This window comes from Streptomyces durmitorensis, from assembly GCF_023498005.1.
GTDB lineage: Bacteria > Actinomycetota > Actinomycetes > Streptomycetales > Streptomycetaceae > Streptomyces > Streptomyces durmitorensis.
The window spans coordinates 8,118,711-8,137,670 of record NZ_CP097289.1 but is presented as its reverse complement, the minus strand read 5'-3'; the positions used below and the strand labels follow the sequence as shown (position 1 = coordinate 8,137,670).

Here is an 18,960-nt window from a genome sequence, read left to right as displayed (position 1 = left end):
CCGCCCTCATAGTCTTGACGCATGTTGCTCCCCGTTGCGCTGTTGCTGCTGGGCGCCCTCACCGCCGTCGTCGCCCCGCGCCTCCTCGCACGCGCCGACTGGCCGGAGCGCGAACCGGTGGTCGCGCTGTGGGCGTGGCAGTGCGTCGTGGCGGGTGTGCTCATGTGCTGTGCCCTGTCGATGACCCTCAGCGCCGCCGCCGCGTGGCAGGCCGTGCGGGGCCACGTCTTCGCCCCCGCGCCGCACGACGTGGTCGACGCGTACGCGCTCGGGGCGGGCGGCGTCTGGGCGCCCGCGACCGCCGTGGCGCTGGCGCTGGGCGGCGTGTGGACCGCCGCGATGCTGACCCGGGAGATCGTTCGCGCGCGGGCCAGGCGCCGCAAGGGGCGCAGCGAACTACTCCGGCGCGCACCGCTGTTGCCCGGCGAGGAGCCCGGCGCCGACCGTCTCGTCGTCCTGGAGGGCGAGCGCCCCGACGCATGGTGGCTGCCGGGCGCGGCGCCCCAACTGGTCATCACCACCGCGGCGTTGCGCCGCCTCAAGGGCCGTCAGCTCGATGCCGTGCTCGCCCATGAGCAGGGGCACGCGCAGGCGCGGCACGACTGGCTCCTGCACTGCTCGGGCGCGCTGGCCACGGGGTTCCCGCAGGTACCGGTCTTCGCCGCGTTCCGGGGCGAGATGCACCGCCTGGTCGAGCTGGCCGCCGACGACGTGGCTTCGCGGCGCTTCGGGCGCCTGACGATCGCCCTCGCGCTGATCGAGCTCAACGAGGACCGGGGCGTCTTCGGCCCCTGCCCGACCCCGCAGGCGCACGTGCCGCAGCGGGTGCACCGGCTGCTGTCCGCACGGCCGCGGCTCACTGCGGGGCGGCGGCTTCGGCTGACCGCGGCCGCGGCGCTGGTTCCGGTGGTTCCGCTCCTGGTGACGTTCGTGCCGGGGCTGCGCGCGCTGGGCTAGTGGCCCGCCGCCGGAGAGCGAGGCGACCGGGGCTCACTCCAGGGGAGCACGCCCCGGGATGGCCCCCGGCACCGCGCGTCGGCGAGGATCTCCCCATGCACTCCGCCGCACCCCTCGACTCGCCGCCCAGTCCACCCCGTCCGCGAAAGTCCCGTGCCGCGCTCGTCGCCGCGGTCCTGTGCGTCCCCTCGCTCCTGCTGATCCTCCTGGTGGAGCTGGAGTGGGGCCCGCTGGGCACCGTCGACGGCGACATCGCGCGCACCACGCACCGCTGGGCCGTCGCGCACGACGGCCTCACCCATGCGAGCCGCATCCTGACCGACTGGGTGTGGGACCCCTGGACGATGCGCGCGCTGTGCGCGGTGGCCGTGGTGTGGCTCGCCCTGCGCGGCGCGTACTGGCTGGCGCTGTGGATCGCCGCCACCTGCGCGGTGGGCACCCTGGTGCAGCAGGGCCTCAAGGCCGCGGTCGACAAGCCGCGCCCGACATGGCCGGACCCGGTGGACTCCGCGCACTTCGCCGCCTTCCCCTCGGGGCACGCCATGACGGCGACGGTCGCCTGCGGGCTGTTCCTGTGGCTCCTGCGCACGTACGGCGCCGGGCCCGCCGTGTGGCGCACGGGCGTGACGATCACGGTGGTCTCCGTGATCGGGGTCGGTGTGACCCGGATCTGGAACGGCGTTCACTGGCCGTCGGACGTCGTGGGCGGCTGGCTCCTGGGCGCCCTGATGGTGGCCCTCGCGATCGCGACGTACGAACACCGACCCGGCACCCGCACACCGGAGACCACATAACGAGCCCACCTCGTCGACCGGGGGTCAGGCGTCAGGCCTCGCCGGACGTTCCGCAGGGGCCCGAGTGATCGCAGTACGGCTGGTTCCCGCTCGCCCCGCAGCCGCACAGCATCACGCGCGTCTCCCGCACCTCGGGGCCGCCCGCCGCCGCGATCCGCAGATCGCCGCGGAGCACGAGCGTGCCGTCGGCCGTGCGCTCGACGGTGGTGGGGCCGGTCGGCCGCTCCGTCGTCCCGTCCGCCTCCTCGTACTGCAGCGCCCCGGACGGACAGCGGCGCACGACATCGGCGACCTCGTCCGCGGGGGCCGCGTCGGGGGAGATCCAGGGGCGGCGCCCGGTGTCGAAGACCTGGGGGAGCCCGCGTACGCACTCCGCGGCGTGCAGACACCGCCGCGCGTCGAAGGTGACGGTGATGCGCTGTCCTCGGTACGGCTTGCCCCGCTCGGCGCCCATACGGCTCCTCGGCCTGCGGTTCGGGTGACGGCTGGGGTCTCTCGTTTGGATCAGGCCGGATCAGGGAGCGGGGTCTGATCCAAACGAGAGACCCTAGAGTGCGGGGCTGTTCATGAGCGGTAGCCCTCGACCTCGGCGGCGGGCCGCACCCGCGCCTCGTCCGGGTTCTCGCCGAACTCCGCCTTCGCGCGCCGCTGGCGCAGCAGGTCCCAGCACCGGTCCAGTTCACGTTCGAGCGCGCCGAGCCTCGCGCGCTCCGTCGCCTCGTCGATGGCTCCCGACGCCAGGGAGTCCCGCAGCGTCCGCTCGTCGTCGACCATCGACGAGATCCGGGACAGAATCTGCTCTTGATCCATCTCAGTACGCCTCCTCGGCCCCCCGGCCCACTGTAAGGAGGGTTCGGCCGATCGGCACCTGTGAGCAGGCAACACTCCCCCGCGGTGTTGCCTGCCCCAGGCCACACCGGACCATGAGGGACCCACTGGGGGTCTTGGTCCGAGACACGCTGAGTATACTGGCTCGAAGCCAGTCAACGCAGGAGTTACAGGATGTCCCCGCGTAGCGCATCGGTCAATGAAGAGTTGCGAAGGCGTTCCAGGGAACGGCTCCTGCAGGCCACGGTCGAGCTGGTGAGCGAGCGCGGCTACGAGGCGACGACACTCGGCGACATCGCGGACCGCGCGGGCTCGGCCCGCGGTCTGGTGTCGTACTACTTCCCCGGCAAGCGCCAGCTCCTCCAGTCGGCGGTGCACCGCCTGATGCACCGCACGCTCCAGGCCGCCCTGGAACGGGAACCGCGGACGACGGACGGGGACGAGCTCCTGGCCCGCGCCATCGACGCGATCCTGGGCCTGGCCCGGGATCAGCCGCTCCTCATGCGCACGCACATGGCGGGGATCCTCCAGGCCGACGGGTTCGTGCGCTGCCCGGAGCAGCAGCACCTCGCCGAGCTGCTCCGCGACACCGTCGTACGCCATGGGTCGCCCGACGTGGACACCGACTATCCGCTGCTGCGCGCCCTGCTGATGGGCGCCGTCTTCGCGGTGCTGCTCCCGGGGGCGCCGATGCCCGCGGGAGCGCTGCGGGGCGAGCTGTTCCAGCGGTACGGGCTCGCGTGGGAACTCGGCGTCCCGCCGGGCGATGAGCCGCCCGACGGGACGCATGCGCGAGTGGACGATCAGGCCGCGCAGGAGACGCGGTCCGCTCGGCGGCCGACTCAGTCGAAGTAGTCCGGCTGGGTCTGGACGTTGAGCTCACGGACGCGGACCCGCTCGGCGGGGTCCGTCCGCTTGTCGTCGATCTTCAGGACGTCGAAGCCCTTCGCGATGTCGTTCGAGTAGACGTAGCCGTTGTAGTAGTACGCCGACCAGGAGCCGCCGGTCTGGATCGTGTCGGCGCTGAGGGGACCGCGCTCGAAGTAGCCGATCTCCTTCGGCTTCGAGGAGTTCGTGAAGTCCCAGACGGAGACGCCGCCCTGGTACCACGCCTGGACCATCAGGTCCTTGCCCTTGACCGGGATCAGCGAGCCGTTGTGGGCCACGCAGTTCTCGGTCGCGGCCTGGTGGCGCGGGATCTTGTAGTAGCTCTTGAAGACGAGCTTGCGCTTGTCGCCCTTGCCGGTGACGTCGTAGATGCCGTTGGCGCCGCGCTCCGGGCCGGTGGCCTCGTCACAGGTGGCGGCGCCGCCGCCGCCCAACTCGTCGGTGAAGACGACCTTGTCGGCCTTCTGGTTGAAGGTCGCCGAGTGCCAGAACGCGAAGTTCTTGTTGTCCTGGACGCGGTCGATGACCTTCGGGTTCTCCGGGTCCTTGACGGAGAACAGGATGCCGTCGCCCATGCAGGCGCCCGCCGCGAGATCCTTGGAGGGCAGCACGGTGATGTCGTGGCAGCCGGTGGTCTTGGAGACGCCCGGGTTGGTGGGCCCGCCCGGGTTGCCGCCGCCGTCGGGGCCCTCACCCGGGAAGAGCACGGGGAAGTCGACGACCGCCGCCTTCTGCGGGGCCTTGCGGGGCACCTTGATGACGGAGATGCCGTCGTGCGGCGGCTGGCAGTCCGGGAACGTCGCGCTCGGGGAGTACGAGGAGACGTACACGTAGACGTTCCGCTTCTCCGGCACCAGGGTGTGCGTGTGCGAGCCGCAGGCGGTCTCGACGGCGGAGACGTACCTCGGGTTGGCCTTGTCGCTGATGTCGAAGACCTTCATGCCCTCCCACGAGGACTTCTCGGTCGCGGGCTGCGAGGTGCTGCTGCAGGAGTTGTCGCTGCGCGAGGAGTCGGTGGAGAGGAAGAGCAGGTTCCCGGAGACGGAGATGTCGTTCTGCGAGCCGGGGCACAGGACCTGGGAGACGGTCCGCGGCTTCTTCGGGTTGCTGATGTCGAAGATACGGAAGCCGTCGTAGTTGCCTGCGAAGGCGTACTTCCCCTGGAACGCGAGGTCGGAGTTGGTCCCCGGCAGCGCGTCCTTGGGGATGTTGGCGAGATGTTTGATGTTGTCCGAGTGCACGATCTCGTCGGGCGCCGGTATCTTGCCGCTCTTGATCGCCGCCTTCGCGTCGGCGGCGTCACTCTTCGACACGCTCTTGGGCGCGGCGGGCGAGTCGCCCGGGTCGGGCGTCGCTCCGGCGGGCGCCGCGCTGAACAGTGCGGCAATCAGACCGAGCGCGGCCGCGCCGACGCCGAAGCGTCTGCGCCGTGTTCGGGGGTTGTTCAACAGGGTCACTGCGTCCTCCCTAGTAGCCGTTCGTAGTTGAACGGTTCACGGACACCCCGCAGTATCGTGCTCTGCATGCACAGATCAACAGATGGCAACGCATCTGTAATGAAAGTTTTTGATCATTCACGCGCCGAAGCGTGCTAGGACGGTCCCCAACTCCCCCGCGCGCCACAGGAGGCAGCCGTGCTCAACCGTCGTACGCCCGCCGTCACCGTGTTCCTCACGGCCGCTGTTCTGGCGCTCGGCGCCTGCGATTCAGGTGGTTCCGACGCCGGATCCGAAACCGCCGAGAAGGCCGCGCCAGGACCCTCGGTGATCGCTCCGGGCAAACCGGGCGAGACGGCCGCGACGATGTCCGCCGAGGACGCGGCCAAGAAGAGAACCGACGACGACAGCCCCAACTCGGCCGACTTCACCTACACACAGATGATGATCACGCACCACGGCCAGGCCCTGAAGATGACCGGACTCGCCCCGAAGCGCGCCGATTCCGCGAAGGTCAAGCGCCTGGCCGATCGCATCGCTGCCGCGCAGCGCCCGGAAATAGGCGCCATGAAGGGCTGGTTGAAGAACCACGGCGGCGCGAAGAAGCAGCAGGGGCACGACCACGGGACGATGCCCGGCATGGCCACGGAGGGCCAGCTGAAGCAGTTGCGCGCCGCACAGGGCAAGACGTTCGACGAGCTCTTCCTGAAGCTGATGATCACTCACCACAACGGCGCGATCACGATGGCCACGGAAGCGCTCACCGACGGCAACAACATCCAGGTCGAGGAGATGGCCAACGACGTGATCGCGCAGCAGACGGCGGAGATCGGCCGGATGCGCAAGATGTGAGGTGCCCGGCGCGGGGGCCGTCAGGAGGGCCGTAGGGCGCGGGACGTCAGGCGTGGCTTCGGGCGGCGGCGTCCCGCTCTTCGTGCGGCGCGTGCTCGCGTCGCGGCAGCAGCAGCGGCGTGGCCAGGATGAGGATCCCGGCGATCCCGACCGCGGTGCGCGGGCCGGTCGCGGCGGCCAGCAGGCCCCACACGCCGGTCATGGCCGCGATGCTGAGCTTGCTGGTGACCGACCACGCGGACAGGGTGCGGGCGACACGGTCCGCGGGAGTGTGGTCGAGCCGGTAGGTGGCGAACACCGGGTTGAACACCCCCGAGCAGGTGATCAGGCCGAACTCGACGACGACGACAAGGACGAGCCCGGCGACACCGGGACCGATGAAGGCGAGGCCGATCAGCCAGCACGCCCGCAGTGCCCCGGCGGTGCGCAGCACCCGGTGGCGTCCGAACCGCCCGACGAGCGGCCGGGCGAGCCGCGAGCCGAGCAGGCCGCCGACGCAGGGCGCGGCGAAGGCCAGGCCGTACTGCCAGGGCGCGAAGCCGAGTTCGCCGACCATCAGGACGATCAGCAGGGGCGATGTCGCCATGATCAGGCCGTTGTTCAGCACGGTGTTGAAGAACAGCGGGCGCAGCGCCGGGGCCGCCAGGATGTAGCGCCAGCCGTCGAGCAGATCGCCCGCCCGGAACCGGGCTCGCGGCTCGGTGCGCACGGGGTGCGGCTCCTTTCCGCCGATCGCGCGGATCCCCAGGGCCGAGAGCAGGAAGCTGACTGCGTCGGCCACCACGGTCACCACCGGACCGAACAGCCCGATCACCGCGCCGCCCAGCGGCGGCCCGATCACCAGGGCGGTCCAATTCGTCGATTCGAGGCGGCCGTTCGCGACGAGCAGGTCCTGCGGCCGTACGAGCGCCTTGAGGCACGCACCGCTCGCCGAGCTGAACGCGATGTCGGCCGCACCGACCACGACCGCCACGAGCAGGAGCTGGCCGAAGCCCAGCAGGCCGAAGGCGTACGCGGCGGGGATGCTGAGCAGCGCCGCGCACCGGACCAGGTCCATCGCGATCATCACCGCCCGCTTGCGGCGGAACTCCACCCACGGCCCGAGCGGCACCGCCACCACCGCGCCGACCGCGAACCCCGCGGCCGCGAGGACCGACACCTGCGTCGGCCCCGCGTCCAGGGCGAGGATCGCGATCAGGGGGAACGCGTCGAACGCGATCCGTGTCCCAAACGCGCTGACCGTGTAGGCCGCCCACAGCCATCCGAACTGCCGCCCGAGGGGCCTCCTGGCTCCCATGCCCGGTGCCACCCCCCGCCGTCGCGCTCGAACAACCTCACCTTGACCTGCGGCATCCAATCCGGCGGCGGGTCCGCGGGTCAAACAACCGCATCGCGTGGGCGGCCACAACCGCTGGTTGTGCCTCTTAGGATGTCCGGCGTGGACCTTCATGCTGTGCGCACCTTCGTCGCCGTCGCGGACGCCGGTCAGTTCCAGGGGGCGGCCTCCGCGCTCGCGGTGACCCAGCAGGCCGTCTCCAAGCGCGTCGCCGTGCTGGAGAAGGACCTCGGTGTGCGGTTGTTCACGCGGACCGCGCGCGGGGCCCGGCTCACCATCGACGGACAGGCGTTCCTGCCCCATGCCCGTGATCTCCTGCGGGCCGAGCAGCGGGCGGCGGATTCCGTGCGGCCCGGCCGCCGGGCGCTGCGTGTCGACGTGATCGGCCGGCGGCTCGCGCCCGCGGGGCTCCTGAGCGGCTTCCGCCGTGCGCATCCCGGCACCGAGCTCGACGTCGTGACACTCTTCGACGCCGACACGGCGCTCGCCGCCGTCCGCTCGGGCACGATCGACGCGGCCTTCCGCGCCCTCACCCTGCCCGCGCGGCAACTGCCCGACGGCATCGAGGCGGCCCGGGTGTACGACGAGCCGGTGCAGCTCCTCACCGGGCCGGACCACGCGTTCGCCGCTGCCCGCGCGGTGACGCCCGCCGAGCTCGCCGGGCACCGGATCTGGATGCCAGGCATCGTCGCCGGTACGGAATGGGCCACGTACTACGAAGATCTCGCCGCGGCGTTCGGGCTCACGATCGAGGTGACAGGGCCCGATTTCGGCACCGAACCGCTCCTCGACACGATCGCGGGATCCTCGGTCATCGCGACGTTCGTCGGCGAGCGGACCCGCCTCGTCTGGCCCGCCGACCACGACCTGCGGCGCGTCCCGGTGCACGGCCCGACCCCGGTCTACCCGCACTCGTTGATCTGGCGCGGCGACAACCCGCACCCCGCCCTCACCGCGCTCCGCGACCACCTCGCCACCACGCGGCCCGAACACCACGACGCGGATACGTGGACGCCGAGATGGGCGCGGTGACCAGTGCGGAGATCAGCGCGCAGATCACCGCGGAGATCACCGCGGCGTTCGGCGCACCGGGCGCGGGCTAGCGGCGATTGTGGCGCGGGGGCAGGGCCCCTGCGTCCCGCGCGGAGGCGATGAGCTTGAGGGACCTGCGGCGGCTGCGGCCGGTCGCGTACATCACGGCGAGCACGGGATCCCGGCCGTCGGCCTGCGCCGCGCGGTACTCCTTGGCCACCATGAGCCGCCCCTCGCGCCCGCGCGGCCACGACGGGCGGGCGCGCCGCACGGCGGGCTGGCCGTGGGCGGGCGTGAGCACGTGCGGATGCGGAAGCGGATCATCAGCCGGATGCGGATGCGGCGGCCGGGCGTGCAGGCCCTCCAGGGTGATCCGCCCTTCCGACACCACGGCCCGCGCGTCGATGGCCGCTCCGTCACCGAAGGTCAGCCGTACATGGAATGAGGGCGAGCCAGTCGAACAGGCAGGATTCGGTCGATAGTGATCAGAAACGCCAAGAAAGGGGCTCTCAAGCACAATCAAAAGGTAGCCGTGCGATCGCATTAGGTCACGAACGGCACGCAGGGCCGCGCGGCGGTCCGCACGGGAACGGGGCACCCGGATCAACCCGCCCCCTCACCGCATCTCCCCCTCGACGCACCTTGGTGCGATGCTGAAGCCATCCCCCGAGGCCGCCTCGCGGAAGGAGCACCGCCGTGCTGCAGGTCGCCGTCGTCGGATCGGGCCCGAGCGGGGTCTACACCGCGCAGTCCCTCGTCCAGCAGGACCGCGTGCCGGGGGTGCGCGTCGACGTCATCGACCGGCTGCCCTGCCCCTACGGCCTCGTGCGGTACGGCGTCGCACCCGACCACGAGAAGATCAAGTCCCTCCAGAACAACCTGCGTACGGTCCTGGAGCACGACCGCGTCCGCTTCCTCGGTGGCATCGAGATCGGCCCCGGCGGCTTCCCCGTCGCGCGACTGCTCGGCCTCTACCACGCGGTGGTCTACTGCGTGGGCGCGGCAGCCGACCGCAGGCTCGGCGTACCGGGCGAGGATCTGCCGGGGAGCCACTCGGCCACGGAGTTCGTGTCCTGGTACAGCGCGCACCCGGACGCGGCGGCCGACGGTTTCGTGGGGGGTGTGGAGTCCGCCGTGGTCATCGGCGTCGGGAACGTCGCGGTGGACGTCGCGCGGATGCTGGCCCGCGGCGCGGCCGAGCTGCGGCCCACCGACATGCCACAGGCAGCGCTCGGCGTGCTCGCCGAGAGCCGGGTGCGCGAGGTTCACATGGTGGGGCGGCGCGGCCCTTCGCAGGCGCGCTTCACCACCAAGGAGCTGCGCGAGCTCGGTTCGCTGCCGGACACCGAAGTGATCGTGGATCCCGCGGAGTTGGCGCTCGATCCCGCGTACGCCGACCCCTCCGGCCTACCCCCGGCGGGCCGCCGCAACGTCGAGGTGATGCGCGGCTGGGCCGAGCGCCCGGCGCGGCACCTGCCGCGCAGCATCCGGCTCCGCTTCTTCCTGCGCCCCGTGGCCGTCACGGAGGCCGCGGGCCGCGTCGGCGGGGTGCGGTTCGAGCGGACGCTGCCGGACGGGCGGGGCGGGGTGACGGGGTCGGGGCGGTACGAGGACATCGCGGGGCAGCTCGTCCTGCGCTCGGTCGGCTACCGCGGGGTACCGATCGACGGACTGCCGTTCGACCCCCGGCTCGGCACGGTTCCGCATGCGGCGGGGCGGGTGCTGCGAGAGGGGGCGGCCTCCCCCGGCGAGTACGTGGCGGGCTGGATCAAGCGGGGCCCGACGGGCGTCATCGGGACCAACCGCCCGTGCGCCAAGGAGACGGTGCTGTCCTTGCTCGACGACGCCCCCGCGCTCGTACGCAGAGGAGTGCCCGAGGATCCGCTGCCCGCTCTCCTCGACGCGGGGCTGCACCCCGTCGAGTGGCAGGGCTGGCTGGGGATCGAGCGGGCGGAGGCCGCGGTGGGCGCGGCGCTGGGGCGTGGGCCGGTGAAGATCCCCGACTGGCCGGGGCTGCGGGCCGCTGCGCGGGGCGAGCAGCCGTAGGCTCCGGGCCGGGCTCGGGTGGACATGGATCCGCGGGCCCGGCGGGGGCTTGGCGCGCAGCTCCCCGCGCCCCTTACGGGGCGCTCGTGCGCTCTGCCTGTGCCGTCGCCGCGGTGAGGATCGTGTCGAGGAGTCCGGGGAAGAGCGCGTCCAGGTCGTCGCGGCGCAGGCCGTTGAGCTTGGCCGTGCCGCGGTAGATCTGCTGGATCACGCCGCTCTCGCGCAGCACCCTGAAGTGGTGGGTGCTCGTGGACTTCGTGACGGGCAGGTCGATCTGCGAACAGGAGAGACCGTCGAGGCCCGGCTCGCACCCGGCCAACTGCCGTACGACCCGCAGGCGCATCGGGTCCGACAGCGCGTGCAGCACACCCTCGAGCCGGATCTCCACCCGCGCCGGATGGTCGAGCGCGCGGGTGCTGATCGGTGCGGCGGTCGTCATGACGGCTCCACTTCGTCCGGGCTTCACGTCTCCTCGAAGGCCTCCATAGTACGAGAGTCATCGTAGTTTGACATCTGGCGTACTACGAGGGCTACCGTACGAGCCGTACCGAAGTCCGTCACGAATGGAGTCCGCCGTGAGCGCGCTGTTCGAGCCCTACACCCTGCGATCCCTGACCGTCCCCAACCGGGTGTGGATGGCACCGATGTGCCAGTACTCGGCCGAGGTGTTCGGGCCGAACGCGGGTGTGGCGAACGACTGGCACTTCGCCCACTACGGAGCGCGCGCCGCCGGCGGCACCGGCCTGATCCTCGTCGAGGCGACGGCCGTGAGCCCCGAGGGCCGCATCAGCCCCGCGGACCTCGGGATATGGAACGACACGCAGGTCGAGGCGCTGCGCCGCATCACCGGCTTCCTGAAGACCCAGGGCACCACTCCGGGCATCCAGCTCGCCCACGCGGGCCGCAAGGCGTCCACCGACCGCCCCTGGAAGGGCGGCGGACCCGTCGGCCAGGAGGAGAACGGCTGGCAGCCGCTCGCGCCCAGCGCGCTCCCCTTCGACGAGGGCCACCACCTGCCGCACGAGCTCACCACGGACGAGATACGCGACGTCGTCGGCCAGTTCGCCGCCGCGGCCCGGCGCGCCCTCGACGCCGGATTCCAGGTGGTCGAGATCCACGGCGCCCACGGCTACCTCATCGGTGAGTTCCTCTCGCCGTTCACCAATCACCGCACGGACGAGTACGGCGGCTCCTTCGAGAACCGCTCCCGGCTCGCCCTCGAAGTCGTCGACGCCGTCCGCGCCGTCTGGCCCGAGGAACTGCCCCTCTTCTTCCGGATCTCCGCGACCGACTGGCTGACGGAGAACCCCGAGGACGAGCGCGACGGCTGGACGGCCGACGACACGGTCCGCCTCGCGAAGGAACTGCACGCCCACGGCGTGGACCTCCTCGACGTCTCCAGCGGAGGCAACGCCCCGAGGGCCCGCATCAAGACGGGCCCCGGCTACCAAGTCCCCTTCGCGGCGCGGGTGAAGGCCGAGACGTCCCTCCCCGTGGCGGCCGTCGGCCTGATCACCGACCCCGAGCAGGCCGAGAAGATCCTCGCCAACGGGGAGGCGGACGCCGTGCTCCTGGGCCGCGAACTCCTGCGCAACCCCTCGTGGGCCCGGCACGCCGCGAACGAACTCGGCGGCGATGTGGCCACTCCCCAGCAGTACCACCGCATGGTGTGAGCCCAGCCGGGGGCCGCCGCCTTGCTTTCCTGCCCGTCTGCCCGGCGGAGCCTTGGCCAAGGGTTGCCGACTGGGGACATCCCTAGGTGACTCCCCGAAGCGACGGGCCGGCCAGCGTTCGTACCGTGGCGCTGTCGCGATGTGTCACGGTTCGGGGCCCGTACCGGCCCTCGGGAGGGCGTTGTGCGCTACGTCATCGAGGTGTTCCGCTCGCCTGCGGGCGTGCACGGGAACGTGGTGGATGAGTGTGAAGAGGAAGGAGACACGGGCCGTTGCACGCCGTTCCACGGCTGGCTCGAGCTGCTCTCGCTCCTCGAACCGCCGCCGGACCCGGCGTCCACGGAGACCGGAGAGCCGGCCTCCGCGACGGATGGCGACTCCTGTGACGCCTGATCCGACGGCACGGCAAACTGCTCCGCGGGAGCGGGGAATCTGCTTGTACCGGGACCCGTTCGGGCATCATCGTGGACGTTCAGGGCCATGCGCCCGGCACGGGTCGCCGTCACAGTCCTGGCGTCCGTACCGGGTGCCGACATGTGGGGGCGGTGATGACGTCCGGCGGCATTCTGAACGGCCATGCCCACGCACCGGCACCCCATGAGGCCTTCTCCGGCCGGCGCCACGAACTCGAGGCGCTTCAGGAGGAGTTCCGCCAGGCGTGCGACGGTGTGCCGCGGCTCGTCCTGATCGACGGCCCTGGCGGCATCGGCAAGTCCGCGCTGGTGCGCAGGTTCCTCGACACGGCGGGCGACGCCTGTGTGCTCCAGGCCAGCGGCGAGGAGAACGAGAGCGCGCTGCCCTGCGGGGTGCTCGCCCAGTTCGTCGGGCAGAGCCCCATCCCGCTGCCGGACTGCCTCGGCTCGCTGGTCCGCACGCCCCGCTCGGCGCCCGGCACCCTGCCGCCGCTCGCGGCCGGCTTCGGGCTGCTCGACCTGCTGAGCGAGCTCCAGGACAAGGGCCCCGTCATCCTGGTGCTCGACGACGCCCACTGGGCCGACTCCGCCTCGCTGAACGCGCTGACGTTCGCGCTGCGGCGGCTGCGCGTCGACAAGGTCCTCGCGATCGTGACGGCGCGGGACCCGCAGGCGCCCCAACTCCCGGACGGCATCCGCCGGTTGCTCTCCGACGTCCGCACCCGGCGCATCCCGCTGCACGGGCTCACACCGGACGAACTGGGCTCCCTCAGCGCACAGATGGGCTCCGACCGGCTGCCGCACTCCGCGTCCGTGCGCCTCCACGGTCACACGCACGGCAATCCGCTGCACGCCCGAGCACTCCTCGACCAGGTGCCCGCGCACGTCCTGCGGGACGTCGCCACGCCCCTGCCCGCGCCCCGTTCGTACGCCATGCTGGTGCTCGCCAATCTCGCGGAGTGCGGCTCCCAGGCACAGCGGCTCGTCCAGTCGGTCAGTGTGCTCGGGCTCTCCTGCCCGCTGGGCGTGGCCGCCTCGCTCGCCCGCGTCACCACACCCCTGCCCGCGCTCGAACGGGCCGTCAAGGCAGGCCTGTTGAAGGAGACGCATCCGGGGGCCGCGCCCGAGATCGCCTTCCCGCATCCTCTCGTCCACGCCGCGGTCTACCAGGACATCGGGCCCGCGCACCGGGCCGACCTGCACACCAGGGCCGCGGCCCTGGTCGACGACGAGTACGCGAGCCTGCGGCACCGCGTACTCGCGGCCACCGGACCCGACGAGCACCTCGCCGCCGCCCTCGCCGCGTGCGCCCGGCGCGAGGCGGCCACCGGACAGTGGGCGGTCGCGGGCACGCACCTGCGGCACGCGTCACGGGTGGCGACGACCGACATGGAACGCGACCGGCTCGCCGTCGAGGCGGTCGAGGCGCTGCTGCTCGACGGCCGGGTGCACGAGTCGGCCGAACTGGCGGCGGGCCTTCCGGCCGGCGCGGACCCGGCGCTGCGCGGGTACGTACGCGGCTATGTCGCGCGCGTCCAAGGGCGCATGGAGCAGGCGCAGACGCTGCTCGTCGACGCCTGGAACCAGTGCGATCACGAGAGCGATCCCTCGCTGGCCGCGCGGGCGGCCGAGCAGCTGAGCTACGCCGCCGTGATGCGGGGGCGCTCGGCCGACGCCGCCCAGTGGGCGGAGCGCGCCCAGCGGCTCTCCACCCTCCAGGGGCCGAGCCGGATGCTGCGCTTCAACCACCTCCTCGCGCTCGGCCTCAGCGGGTTCGCCAAGAAGGGCATCGAGCTCGCCGGTGACCTGCCCGATCCCCTACTCGTCCCGCCCGCGAGCATTGATCTGCTGCTCGCGCGTGGCCAGTTGAGGCTGTGGTCGGACGATCTCCTGGGCGCACGCGCCGACTTGCTGGGGGCAGTGGCCAACTGCCGCAGGGGAACGGTGCCGTTGCGCCTCCTCTCCGCCTCCGCGCTCGCGCAGACCCTGCACCGGCTCGGCGACTGGGACGAGGCGCTGATCCACGCCGAGGCGTCCGCGTCGATCGCCGACGACACCGAGCAGTCGTGGCTCAAGCCCGTCACGCACGCCATCGCCAGCTGGATCCTCTCGGCACGCGGCACCTGGGACCGCGCCTCGGCCCACCTGCGGCTCGCCCTGGACGCGCCGGGCTGCGACGAGAGCGCCCTCGCCTACGCGTACGCGGCGTCGGCGCACGGGGCCTTCGCCGAGGCGCGCGCGGAGCCGGAGCGCGTCGTCGAGGCGCTCCGCCCGCTCCTGGACTTCGCCACGCACGACGGCGTGAACGAACCCGGCGTGGTCTCCTGGCGTGAACTCCTGGTCGACGCGCTCATCCAGCTCGGCGACCTCGACGAGGCGGAGGCGGTGCTCCTGCCCTACGAGGAGCGGGCATCGGCGCGCGGACAGCACTCGGCACTGTCCGCCGCGGCCCGGGTGCGCGGCAATCTGCACGCGGCGCGCCGGGACACGGACCGCGCCCAGGCCTCGTTCCTGCGTGCGCACGACCAGGCGGCGCAGATCCCCTCACCGTTCGGCCGCGCCCGCGTGCAGCTCGACCACGGGGCGTTCCTGCGCAGGATCGGCCGCCGCTCGGTCGCCGTGGCCCAGCTCCAAGCGGCGTACACGACCATGCGTGAGCTCGACGCCGCGCCCTATCTCGCCCGGTGCGAAAGGGAGTTGGACGCCTGCGGGCGTGCGGCGCCGCCGCGGCCCGCGCACGATCCGGCGGCCGCCGACCCCGCCTCCGCCGCCGAGGGGCTCACGCCGCAGGAGCTGGCCGTCGCGCGTCTGGCGTCGCAGGGCTTCACCAACCGGCAGATCGCCACCGCGCTCGCGCTGAGCGTGAAGACCATCGAGTACCACCTGGGCCACACCTATACGAAGCTCGGCATCGCCTCGCGCATCGGGCTCGTGCAGCACTTCGCCCCCCAGGAGCGGCGCACGTCCTCCTCCTAGCCCGTCCCCTGGCCGGAGCCCTGGCACACCGGGGTTATCCCTGGGCGGTTCCCTGAGGCACCCCTGCCCTGCCCGGCGTAGGTTCTTGGCTGGTCAGGGCACGGAATGCACAACTGGGGGTGGACAGATGGCTGTCACGGAATGTGCGGCGGTACGCGACGACGCGCCACCGGCCCTGCGTCTGCGGCTGCTGGGGGGATTTCACCTCAGCCGCGGCGAGGGCGACGGCGGCGAGCAGGTCGACGTGTCCGCCAGCGGGCAGCAGTTGCTCGCCCTGCTCGGGCTTCGTGGCCCCACGACGCGTTCGGTGCTCGCGGGGACGCTGTGGCCCGAGGTCACCGAGGAGCGTGCGCGTGCCTGCCTGCGCACCGCCATCTGGCGCCTGAACACGGCGGGTTCGGCCGTCTGCGACCCCCGGCCCGGGGTGCTCGCGCTCAGCCGGCGCGTCCGGATGGACGTCGAGGACTTCACCGCCACGGCACACCACATACTCGCGGCCTCGGCAGAGGGGACCGGGGCCGCGTGCGCCTCGCTGATGGGCATGGGTGAGCTGCTGCCCGGCTGGTACCAGGACTGGGTGGTCTTCGAGCGTGAGCGGCTGCACCAGCTGCGACTGCACGCGCTCGAGGCGCTCTCGGCCCGCCTCGTCGAGCAGGAGCAGTACGCCCCCGCCCTGGAGGCCGCGTTGGAGAGCACCCGCATCGATCCACTGCGCGAGAGCGCGCGGCGGGCGGTCGTGACGGTGCACCTCGCCGAGAACAACCTCGCGGAGGCGGTGCGCCACTTCAAGGCGTTCCGCGGGCTGCTCCGCACGGAGCTCGGCATCGAACCCTCGGAGCAGTTCCTCACGATGGTGCGCCACGCGCTGACCTGACGTGCACGACGGGGAGGCGAGGCAGCCATGGCGACCATGACCGCAGCGGGAGTTGCCGCAACCGGAGTCCCCGCAGCGGGGGTTCCCCAAGAACGGGTGACGCGCCATCACGTCACCGCAGGCCTGGCTGTCCGTGCGCGCTCGGGGGCGCACGGGCCGCAGGTCGGCCCACCCACCCCTGCCGGCCGTGTTGGGGGACGCGGCCGGCAGGCCACCGACGCTCCACCACGCACGGACACGGGGGTGCCGCGCGCGGCGAAGGAGCCGTCGGGAGCCGCGACGGCCGGGGCACGACTTCCCGGCCGTCGCGGCCTCACGCTGCCCCCTGCGGGCTGTGCTGCGGGCTGTGGGCCTCACTCTCCTTGCGGCTTCCCCTGCGGGCGCCTGAGCTCCCCGATGGCCTTGTCCACCGCCTTGTGCGGCATGCCGGTCCTGCGGGACAGGTCCTTCGGCTCCATGCTCCGCAGGACGTCTTCGACACTCTTGTCCTCGACGCTCGCGATCTCCCGTACGTAGCGCTGGACCCGCTCGACCGGATCGGCTCCCCGCGGTCGCCGGGCCGCGCCTGCGGGACCGGACACCGGCGGGACCAGGCCACCGCGCGCCGCGATGCCCGGCCCGTGCTTCCGCTCCTGCTTCTGCTCCTGTTCGAGCCAGGTCGTCCAGACGCCGCGTCCGACCATGTGTTCCGCCGCGCTCTCGGCCACCGAGCCGTCCTGGAGGATCCCCGGGTCCGCCGAGTCCGCCCGGACGAGCAGGCGGCAGGAGGCCGCGAGCATCGGCGGTGACGCGACCGGCGGGACCTGCTCGCCCAGCAGGGTGCACAGTGCGGCGATGTCCGGCTGGGCGGGGGCATGGTGGACGAGGCGCTCCAGGATGCTGCCGATCCGCCCCAGGTCGGGGGTCGGGTGCAGCAGCAGGGCGTGCGCCCCGATGATGCCGAGGAAGGGGTTGACGCTCTTGGCGTCGAGCAGGCCGAGCAGTTGCCGCGTCGACACCAGGTCGATCCCCTGCCGCAGCCCCGAGAGCGCCGCCTCCAGGGCGAGGTCCAGGGTGCGGTCCGCCGGCTGCCAGCCGATGCCGCGGGGCACCATCTGGATCGAGGCGAACTGCGGCTGCGGTCCCTGCGGTCCGTTGCTCACGAACACCAGGGTCGTCCACCCGTCGAGCACGTGCAGCGCCTGCGCGAGGGTCAGCCCGTCCGCGGGCTTCCTGCGCATCCTCAACCGGTAGCCGCCGGGCGGCAGTTCACCGCTCCAGGCCGACCACTCCTGGCCGCCGGCCGGCTCCCAGCCACCGGCGCCGCCGTCCACCGGCGTACCGCGCTCGTCGGCGATCTCCAGGGCGAACGGGTCGAGCTGCCAGCCCCTGCGCAGATTGCGGATCAGGACCATCAGGGTCGGCGGGCCCCCGCCGTGCGTCGCCTCGGTGCTCCAGCGCACCGCCGCCGCGCGGTGGTCCTCACGGGTCGTGGGGGTGCCTTCGACCGGGGTGGCCGTGGGCATGTCGGGCAGCGCGAGCCGCTCGACGAAGGGCTCCGTGCCGACCTCGACGAACCGGCTCTCCACCGCGCCGCCGAAGCGCTGCTCGATGCGGTAGATGCCGGGCGGCAGCGTGGTGTCGATGGTGCCCATCGCGTGCGCCACCTCGTGGAACGCGGAGTCCGTGACCGTGACGAGGACCGACGGGGTGTCCGGTATGACGACGAACGGCACGCGCCTGGCCGTCTCCTCCCGTGAGCGCCGCCGCTCTTCAGAGCTGGACACCATTCCCACCGCCCGTCATTACCTCGAAGAATCCAGCGTTCTGGAAGTCGTCCGCCGCCCAGCTCTCCGGCGTGACCCGGTACAGGCCGGGAGCGAGCTTCTCGACGTGCTCCGCGGCGTCGACGTGCCACCTCAGCGGCGGCTCGTCGGGGTCGCCGCCGCGCAGCTGCACCCAGCCCCGGAACCCCTCCGGGAAGCGCAGCGTGACGAAGGGCATCCCGTTCTCCACGTCCCGCACGAAGACCATCGGGGCGCTGCCCTTGACGAACCTGGGCTGCTGCGGGACCAGCAGGTGCCGGGTGCGGTCCTCCACATGCCGTACGACGTAGTCCGCGAGGCTGTCGGAGGTGATGAGCCCCTTGCGGGTGACGCTGCGCCCGCCGAGACCGTCCAGGAGCGCGGTCGTGAAGTGCCCGCGCGCGAGGTCGGGGTCGGGGTTCTGCTCCTCGTAGGCGGGGTCGCCTTGCGAAGTGGCGTACCCGACGAAGCAGTCGACCTTCTCGAGCGCCCCCACGGTGGTGGTGAAGGGCGGCCCGAAGGGGAAGACCGAGCCGTTGCCGTTGCTCGTGCGGCAGCAGTCCGCGAAGCAGACGATCTCGCGGAACGGCGACGACGACTCGTACCAGTCCAGGTACTGGCCCACGGCGAGGTGATTGCCCAGGAGGTCGAACGCGGCGTTGGCCATGAGCAGTGCGGTGCTGTTGGGGGGCGTCATGAAGCCGTGCCCCGCGAGGAAGAAGTAGAGCCGGGTCCGCTGCCTGGCGGCCTCCCACTCCTCCTCGGGCCGGTCCTCGATCGCCCGCTGGACCGCGATGTTCGTCCGGTAGAGCGCCAGGTCGACGTTCTCCCTGGTCGGTACGGCCGTCATGAAGTCCGCGGTGCGCTCCTGCTCCTCGGTGGCGGTCACCAGCGTGACGTTGCCTTCGGGCACATCGCCTCCCTTGGGGTCGACGAGCCACTCACGGAACCGGACCGCATCACCCCGCGCGGCCTGCAGGTCACCGATGGCCGGATAACGGTTGATGCCGACGACCACGGCGTAATGCAGGTCGTTCATCGGACTCTCCCCCTCGTTCAGCCTCGCGCCGT

At 72.2% G+C, this 18,960-nt stretch carries 18 protein-coding genes; 10 read left to right on the top strand and 8 right to left on the bottom strand.

The annotated features are described in order from the left end of the window. The first annotated feature begins 21 nt into the window (after window positions 1–21). Both M4V62_RS36450 and M4V62_RS36445 read left to right on the top strand, forming a co-directional pair. A complete protein-coding gene (locus M4V62_RS36450) occupies window positions 22–957 on the top strand; it encodes a M56 family metallopeptidase (RefSeq protein WP_249591443.1) in 936 nt (311 codons plus the stop codon). 95 nt (window positions 958–1,052) lie between these two features. Next, complete coding sequence (locus M4V62_RS36445; protein WP_249591442.1) at window positions 1,053–1,751, top strand: phosphatase PAP2 family protein; 699 nt, start codon at window positions 1,053–1,055, stop codon at window positions 1,749–1,751. Window positions 1,752–1,782: 31 nt separating this feature from the next. On the opposite strand, the gene M4V62_RS36440 is transcribed toward M4V62_RS36445, so the two are convergent. After that, the gene (locus M4V62_RS36440; protein ID WP_249591441.1) at window positions 1,783–2,205 is read right to left on the bottom strand and encodes a (4Fe-4S)-binding protein; all 423 of its coding nucleotides are present in this window, start codon (window positions 2,203–2,205) and stop codon (window positions 1,783–1,785) included. Between the two features lie 110 nt (window positions 2,206–2,315). Further along, a complete protein-coding gene (locus M4V62_RS36435; protein WP_249591440.1) occupies window positions 2,316–2,561 on the bottom strand; it encodes a DUF2630 family protein in 246 nt (81 codons plus the stop codon). 192 nt (window positions 2,562–2,753) lie between these two features. Between M4V62_RS36435 and M4V62_RS36430 the strand changes: the two genes are divergently transcribed. Continuing rightward, window positions 2,754–3,434 carry a TetR/AcrR family transcriptional regulator gene (locus M4V62_RS36430; RefSeq protein ID WP_249591439.1) on the top strand — a complete coding sequence of 227 codons (681 nt, stop codon included), beginning with the start codon at window positions 2,754–2,756 and terminating at the stop codon, window positions 3,432–3,434. Here M4V62_RS36430 and M4V62_RS36425 read toward each other — a convergent pair. Further along, a complete protein-coding gene (locus tag M4V62_RS36425) occupies window positions 3,422–4,924 on the bottom strand; it encodes an LVIVD repeat-containing protein (RefSeq protein WP_249591438.1) in 1,503 nt (500 codons plus the stop codon). The genes M4V62_RS36430 and M4V62_RS36425 overlap by 13 nt on opposite strands. 177 nt (window positions 4,925–5,101) lie before the next feature. Between M4V62_RS36425 and M4V62_RS36420 the strand changes: the two genes are divergently transcribed. Next, window positions 5,102–5,755: a DUF305 domain-containing protein gene (locus M4V62_RS36420; RefSeq protein WP_249591437.1), complete on the top strand. Its 654-nt coding sequence runs from the start codon at window positions 5,102–5,104 to the stop codon at window positions 5,753–5,755. A gap of 46 nt (window positions 5,756–5,801) precedes the next feature. On the opposite strand, the gene M4V62_RS36415 is transcribed toward M4V62_RS36420, so the two are convergent. Next, complete coding sequence (locus tag M4V62_RS36415) at window positions 5,802–7,052, bottom strand: MFS transporter (RefSeq protein WP_249591436.1); 1,251 nt, start codon at window positions 7,050–7,052, stop codon at window positions 5,802–5,804. A 141-nt stretch (window positions 7,053–7,193) separates the two neighbouring features. Between M4V62_RS36415 and M4V62_RS36410 the strand changes: the two genes are divergently transcribed. After that, complete coding sequence (locus tag M4V62_RS36410) at window positions 7,194–8,123, top strand: LysR family transcriptional regulator (RefSeq protein ID WP_249591435.1); 930 nt, start codon at window positions 7,194–7,196, stop codon at window positions 8,121–8,123. A gap of 67 nt (window positions 8,124–8,190) precedes the next feature. Here M4V62_RS36410 and M4V62_RS36405 read toward each other — a convergent pair whose 3' ends face one another. Then, window positions 8,191–8,640, bottom strand: a complete 450-nt coding sequence (locus M4V62_RS36405; protein ID WP_283779129.1) for a DUF6214 family protein — start codon at window positions 8,638–8,640, stop codon at window positions 8,191–8,193. 179 nt (window positions 8,641–8,819) lie between these two features. Between M4V62_RS36405 and M4V62_RS36400 the strand changes: the two genes are divergently transcribed. Next, the gene (locus M4V62_RS36400) at window positions 8,820–10,169 is read left to right on the top strand and encodes an FAD-dependent oxidoreductase (protein WP_249591434.1); all 1,350 of its coding nucleotides are present in this window, start codon (window positions 8,820–8,822) and stop codon (window positions 10,167–10,169) included. 73 nt (window positions 10,170–10,242) lie between these two features. Here M4V62_RS36400 and M4V62_RS36395 read toward each other — a convergent pair whose 3' ends face one another. Further along, entirely contained in the window at window positions 10,243–10,608 is a 366-nt protein-coding gene (locus M4V62_RS36395; RefSeq protein ID WP_249591433.1) for an ArsR/SmtB family transcription factor, read from the bottom strand. A 136-nt stretch (window positions 10,609–10,744) separates the two neighbouring features. On the opposite strand from M4V62_RS36395, the gene M4V62_RS36390 reads away from it, so the two are divergent. From M4V62_RS36390 to M4V62_RS36375, 4 genes are all read left to right on the top strand, one after another. After that, entirely contained in the window at window positions 10,745–11,842 is a 1,098-nt protein-coding gene (locus M4V62_RS36390; RefSeq protein ID WP_249591432.1) for an NADH:flavin oxidoreductase/NADH oxidase, read from the top strand. 183 nt (window positions 11,843–12,025) lie between these two features. Then, complete coding sequence (locus M4V62_RS36385; RefSeq protein WP_249591431.1) at window positions 12,026–12,235, top strand: hypothetical protein; 210 nt, start codon at window positions 12,026–12,028, stop codon at window positions 12,233–12,235. Between the two features lie 155 nt (window positions 12,236–12,390). Continuing rightward, window positions 12,391–15,231, top strand: a complete 2,841-nt coding sequence (locus M4V62_RS36380; RefSeq protein WP_249591430.1) for a helix-turn-helix transcriptional regulator — start codon at window positions 12,391–12,393, stop codon at window positions 15,229–15,231. A 127-nt stretch (window positions 15,232–15,358) separates the two neighbouring features. After that, the gene (locus M4V62_RS36375) at window positions 15,359–16,105 is read left to right on the top strand and encodes an AfsR/SARP family transcriptional regulator (RefSeq protein ID WP_249591429.1); all 747 of its coding nucleotides are present in this window, start codon (window positions 15,359–15,361) and stop codon (window positions 16,103–16,105) included. Between the two features lie 353 nt (window positions 16,106–16,458). Here M4V62_RS36375 and M4V62_RS36370 read toward each other — a convergent pair whose 3' ends face one another. Continuing rightward, window positions 16,459–17,871: a hypothetical protein gene (locus tag M4V62_RS36370; RefSeq protein WP_249591428.1), complete on the bottom strand. Its 1,413-nt coding sequence runs from the start codon at window positions 17,869–17,871 to the stop codon at window positions 16,459–16,461. Beyond that, window positions 17,858–18,928 (bottom strand): caspase family protein, encoded by a 1,071-nt coding sequence (locus tag M4V62_RS36365; protein WP_249591427.1) that lies wholly within the window; start codon window positions 18,926–18,928, stop codon window positions 17,858–17,860. The genes M4V62_RS36370 and M4V62_RS36365 overlap by 14 nt, the downstream gene beginning before the upstream one ends. Window positions 18,929–18,960 lie beyond the last annotated feature (32 nt).

Coding starts and splice junctions, on each gene's coding strand:
- M4V62_RS36450 (WP_249591443.1), top strand. CDS start 22: ATGTTGCTCCCCGTTGCGCTGTTGCTGCTGGGCGCCCTCACCGCCGTC.
- M4V62_RS36445 (WP_249591442.1), top strand. CDS start 1,053: ATGCACTCCGCCGCACCCCTCGACTCGCCGCCCAGTCCACCCCGTCCG.
- M4V62_RS36440 (WP_249591441.1), bottom strand. CDS start 2,205: ATGGGCGCCGAGCGGGGCAAGCCGTACCGAGGACAGCGCATCACCGTC.
- M4V62_RS36435 (WP_249591440.1), bottom strand. CDS start 2,561: ATGGATCAAGAGCAGATTCTGTCCCGGATCTCGTCGATGGTCGACGAC.
- M4V62_RS36430 (WP_249591439.1), top strand. CDS start 2,754: ATGTCCCCGCGTAGCGCATCGGTCAATGAAGAGTTGCGAAGGCGTTCC.
- M4V62_RS36415 (WP_249591436.1), bottom strand. CDS start 7,052: ATGGGAGCCAGGAGGCCCCTCGGGCGGCAGTTCGGATGGCTGTGGGCG.
- M4V62_RS36395 (WP_249591433.1), bottom strand. CDS start 10,608: ATGACGACCGCCGCACCGATCAGCACCCGCGCGCTCGACCATCCGGCG.
- M4V62_RS36380 (WP_249591430.1), top strand. CDS start 12,391: ATGACGTCCGGCGGCATTCTGAACGGCCATGCCCACGCACCGGCACCC.
- M4V62_RS36375 (WP_249591429.1), top strand. CDS start 15,359: ATGGCTGTCACGGAATGTGCGGCGGTACGCGACGACGCGCCACCGGCC.
- M4V62_RS36365 (WP_249591427.1), bottom strand. CDS start 18,928: ATGAACGACCTGCATTACGCCGTGGTCGTCGGCATCAACCGTTATCCG.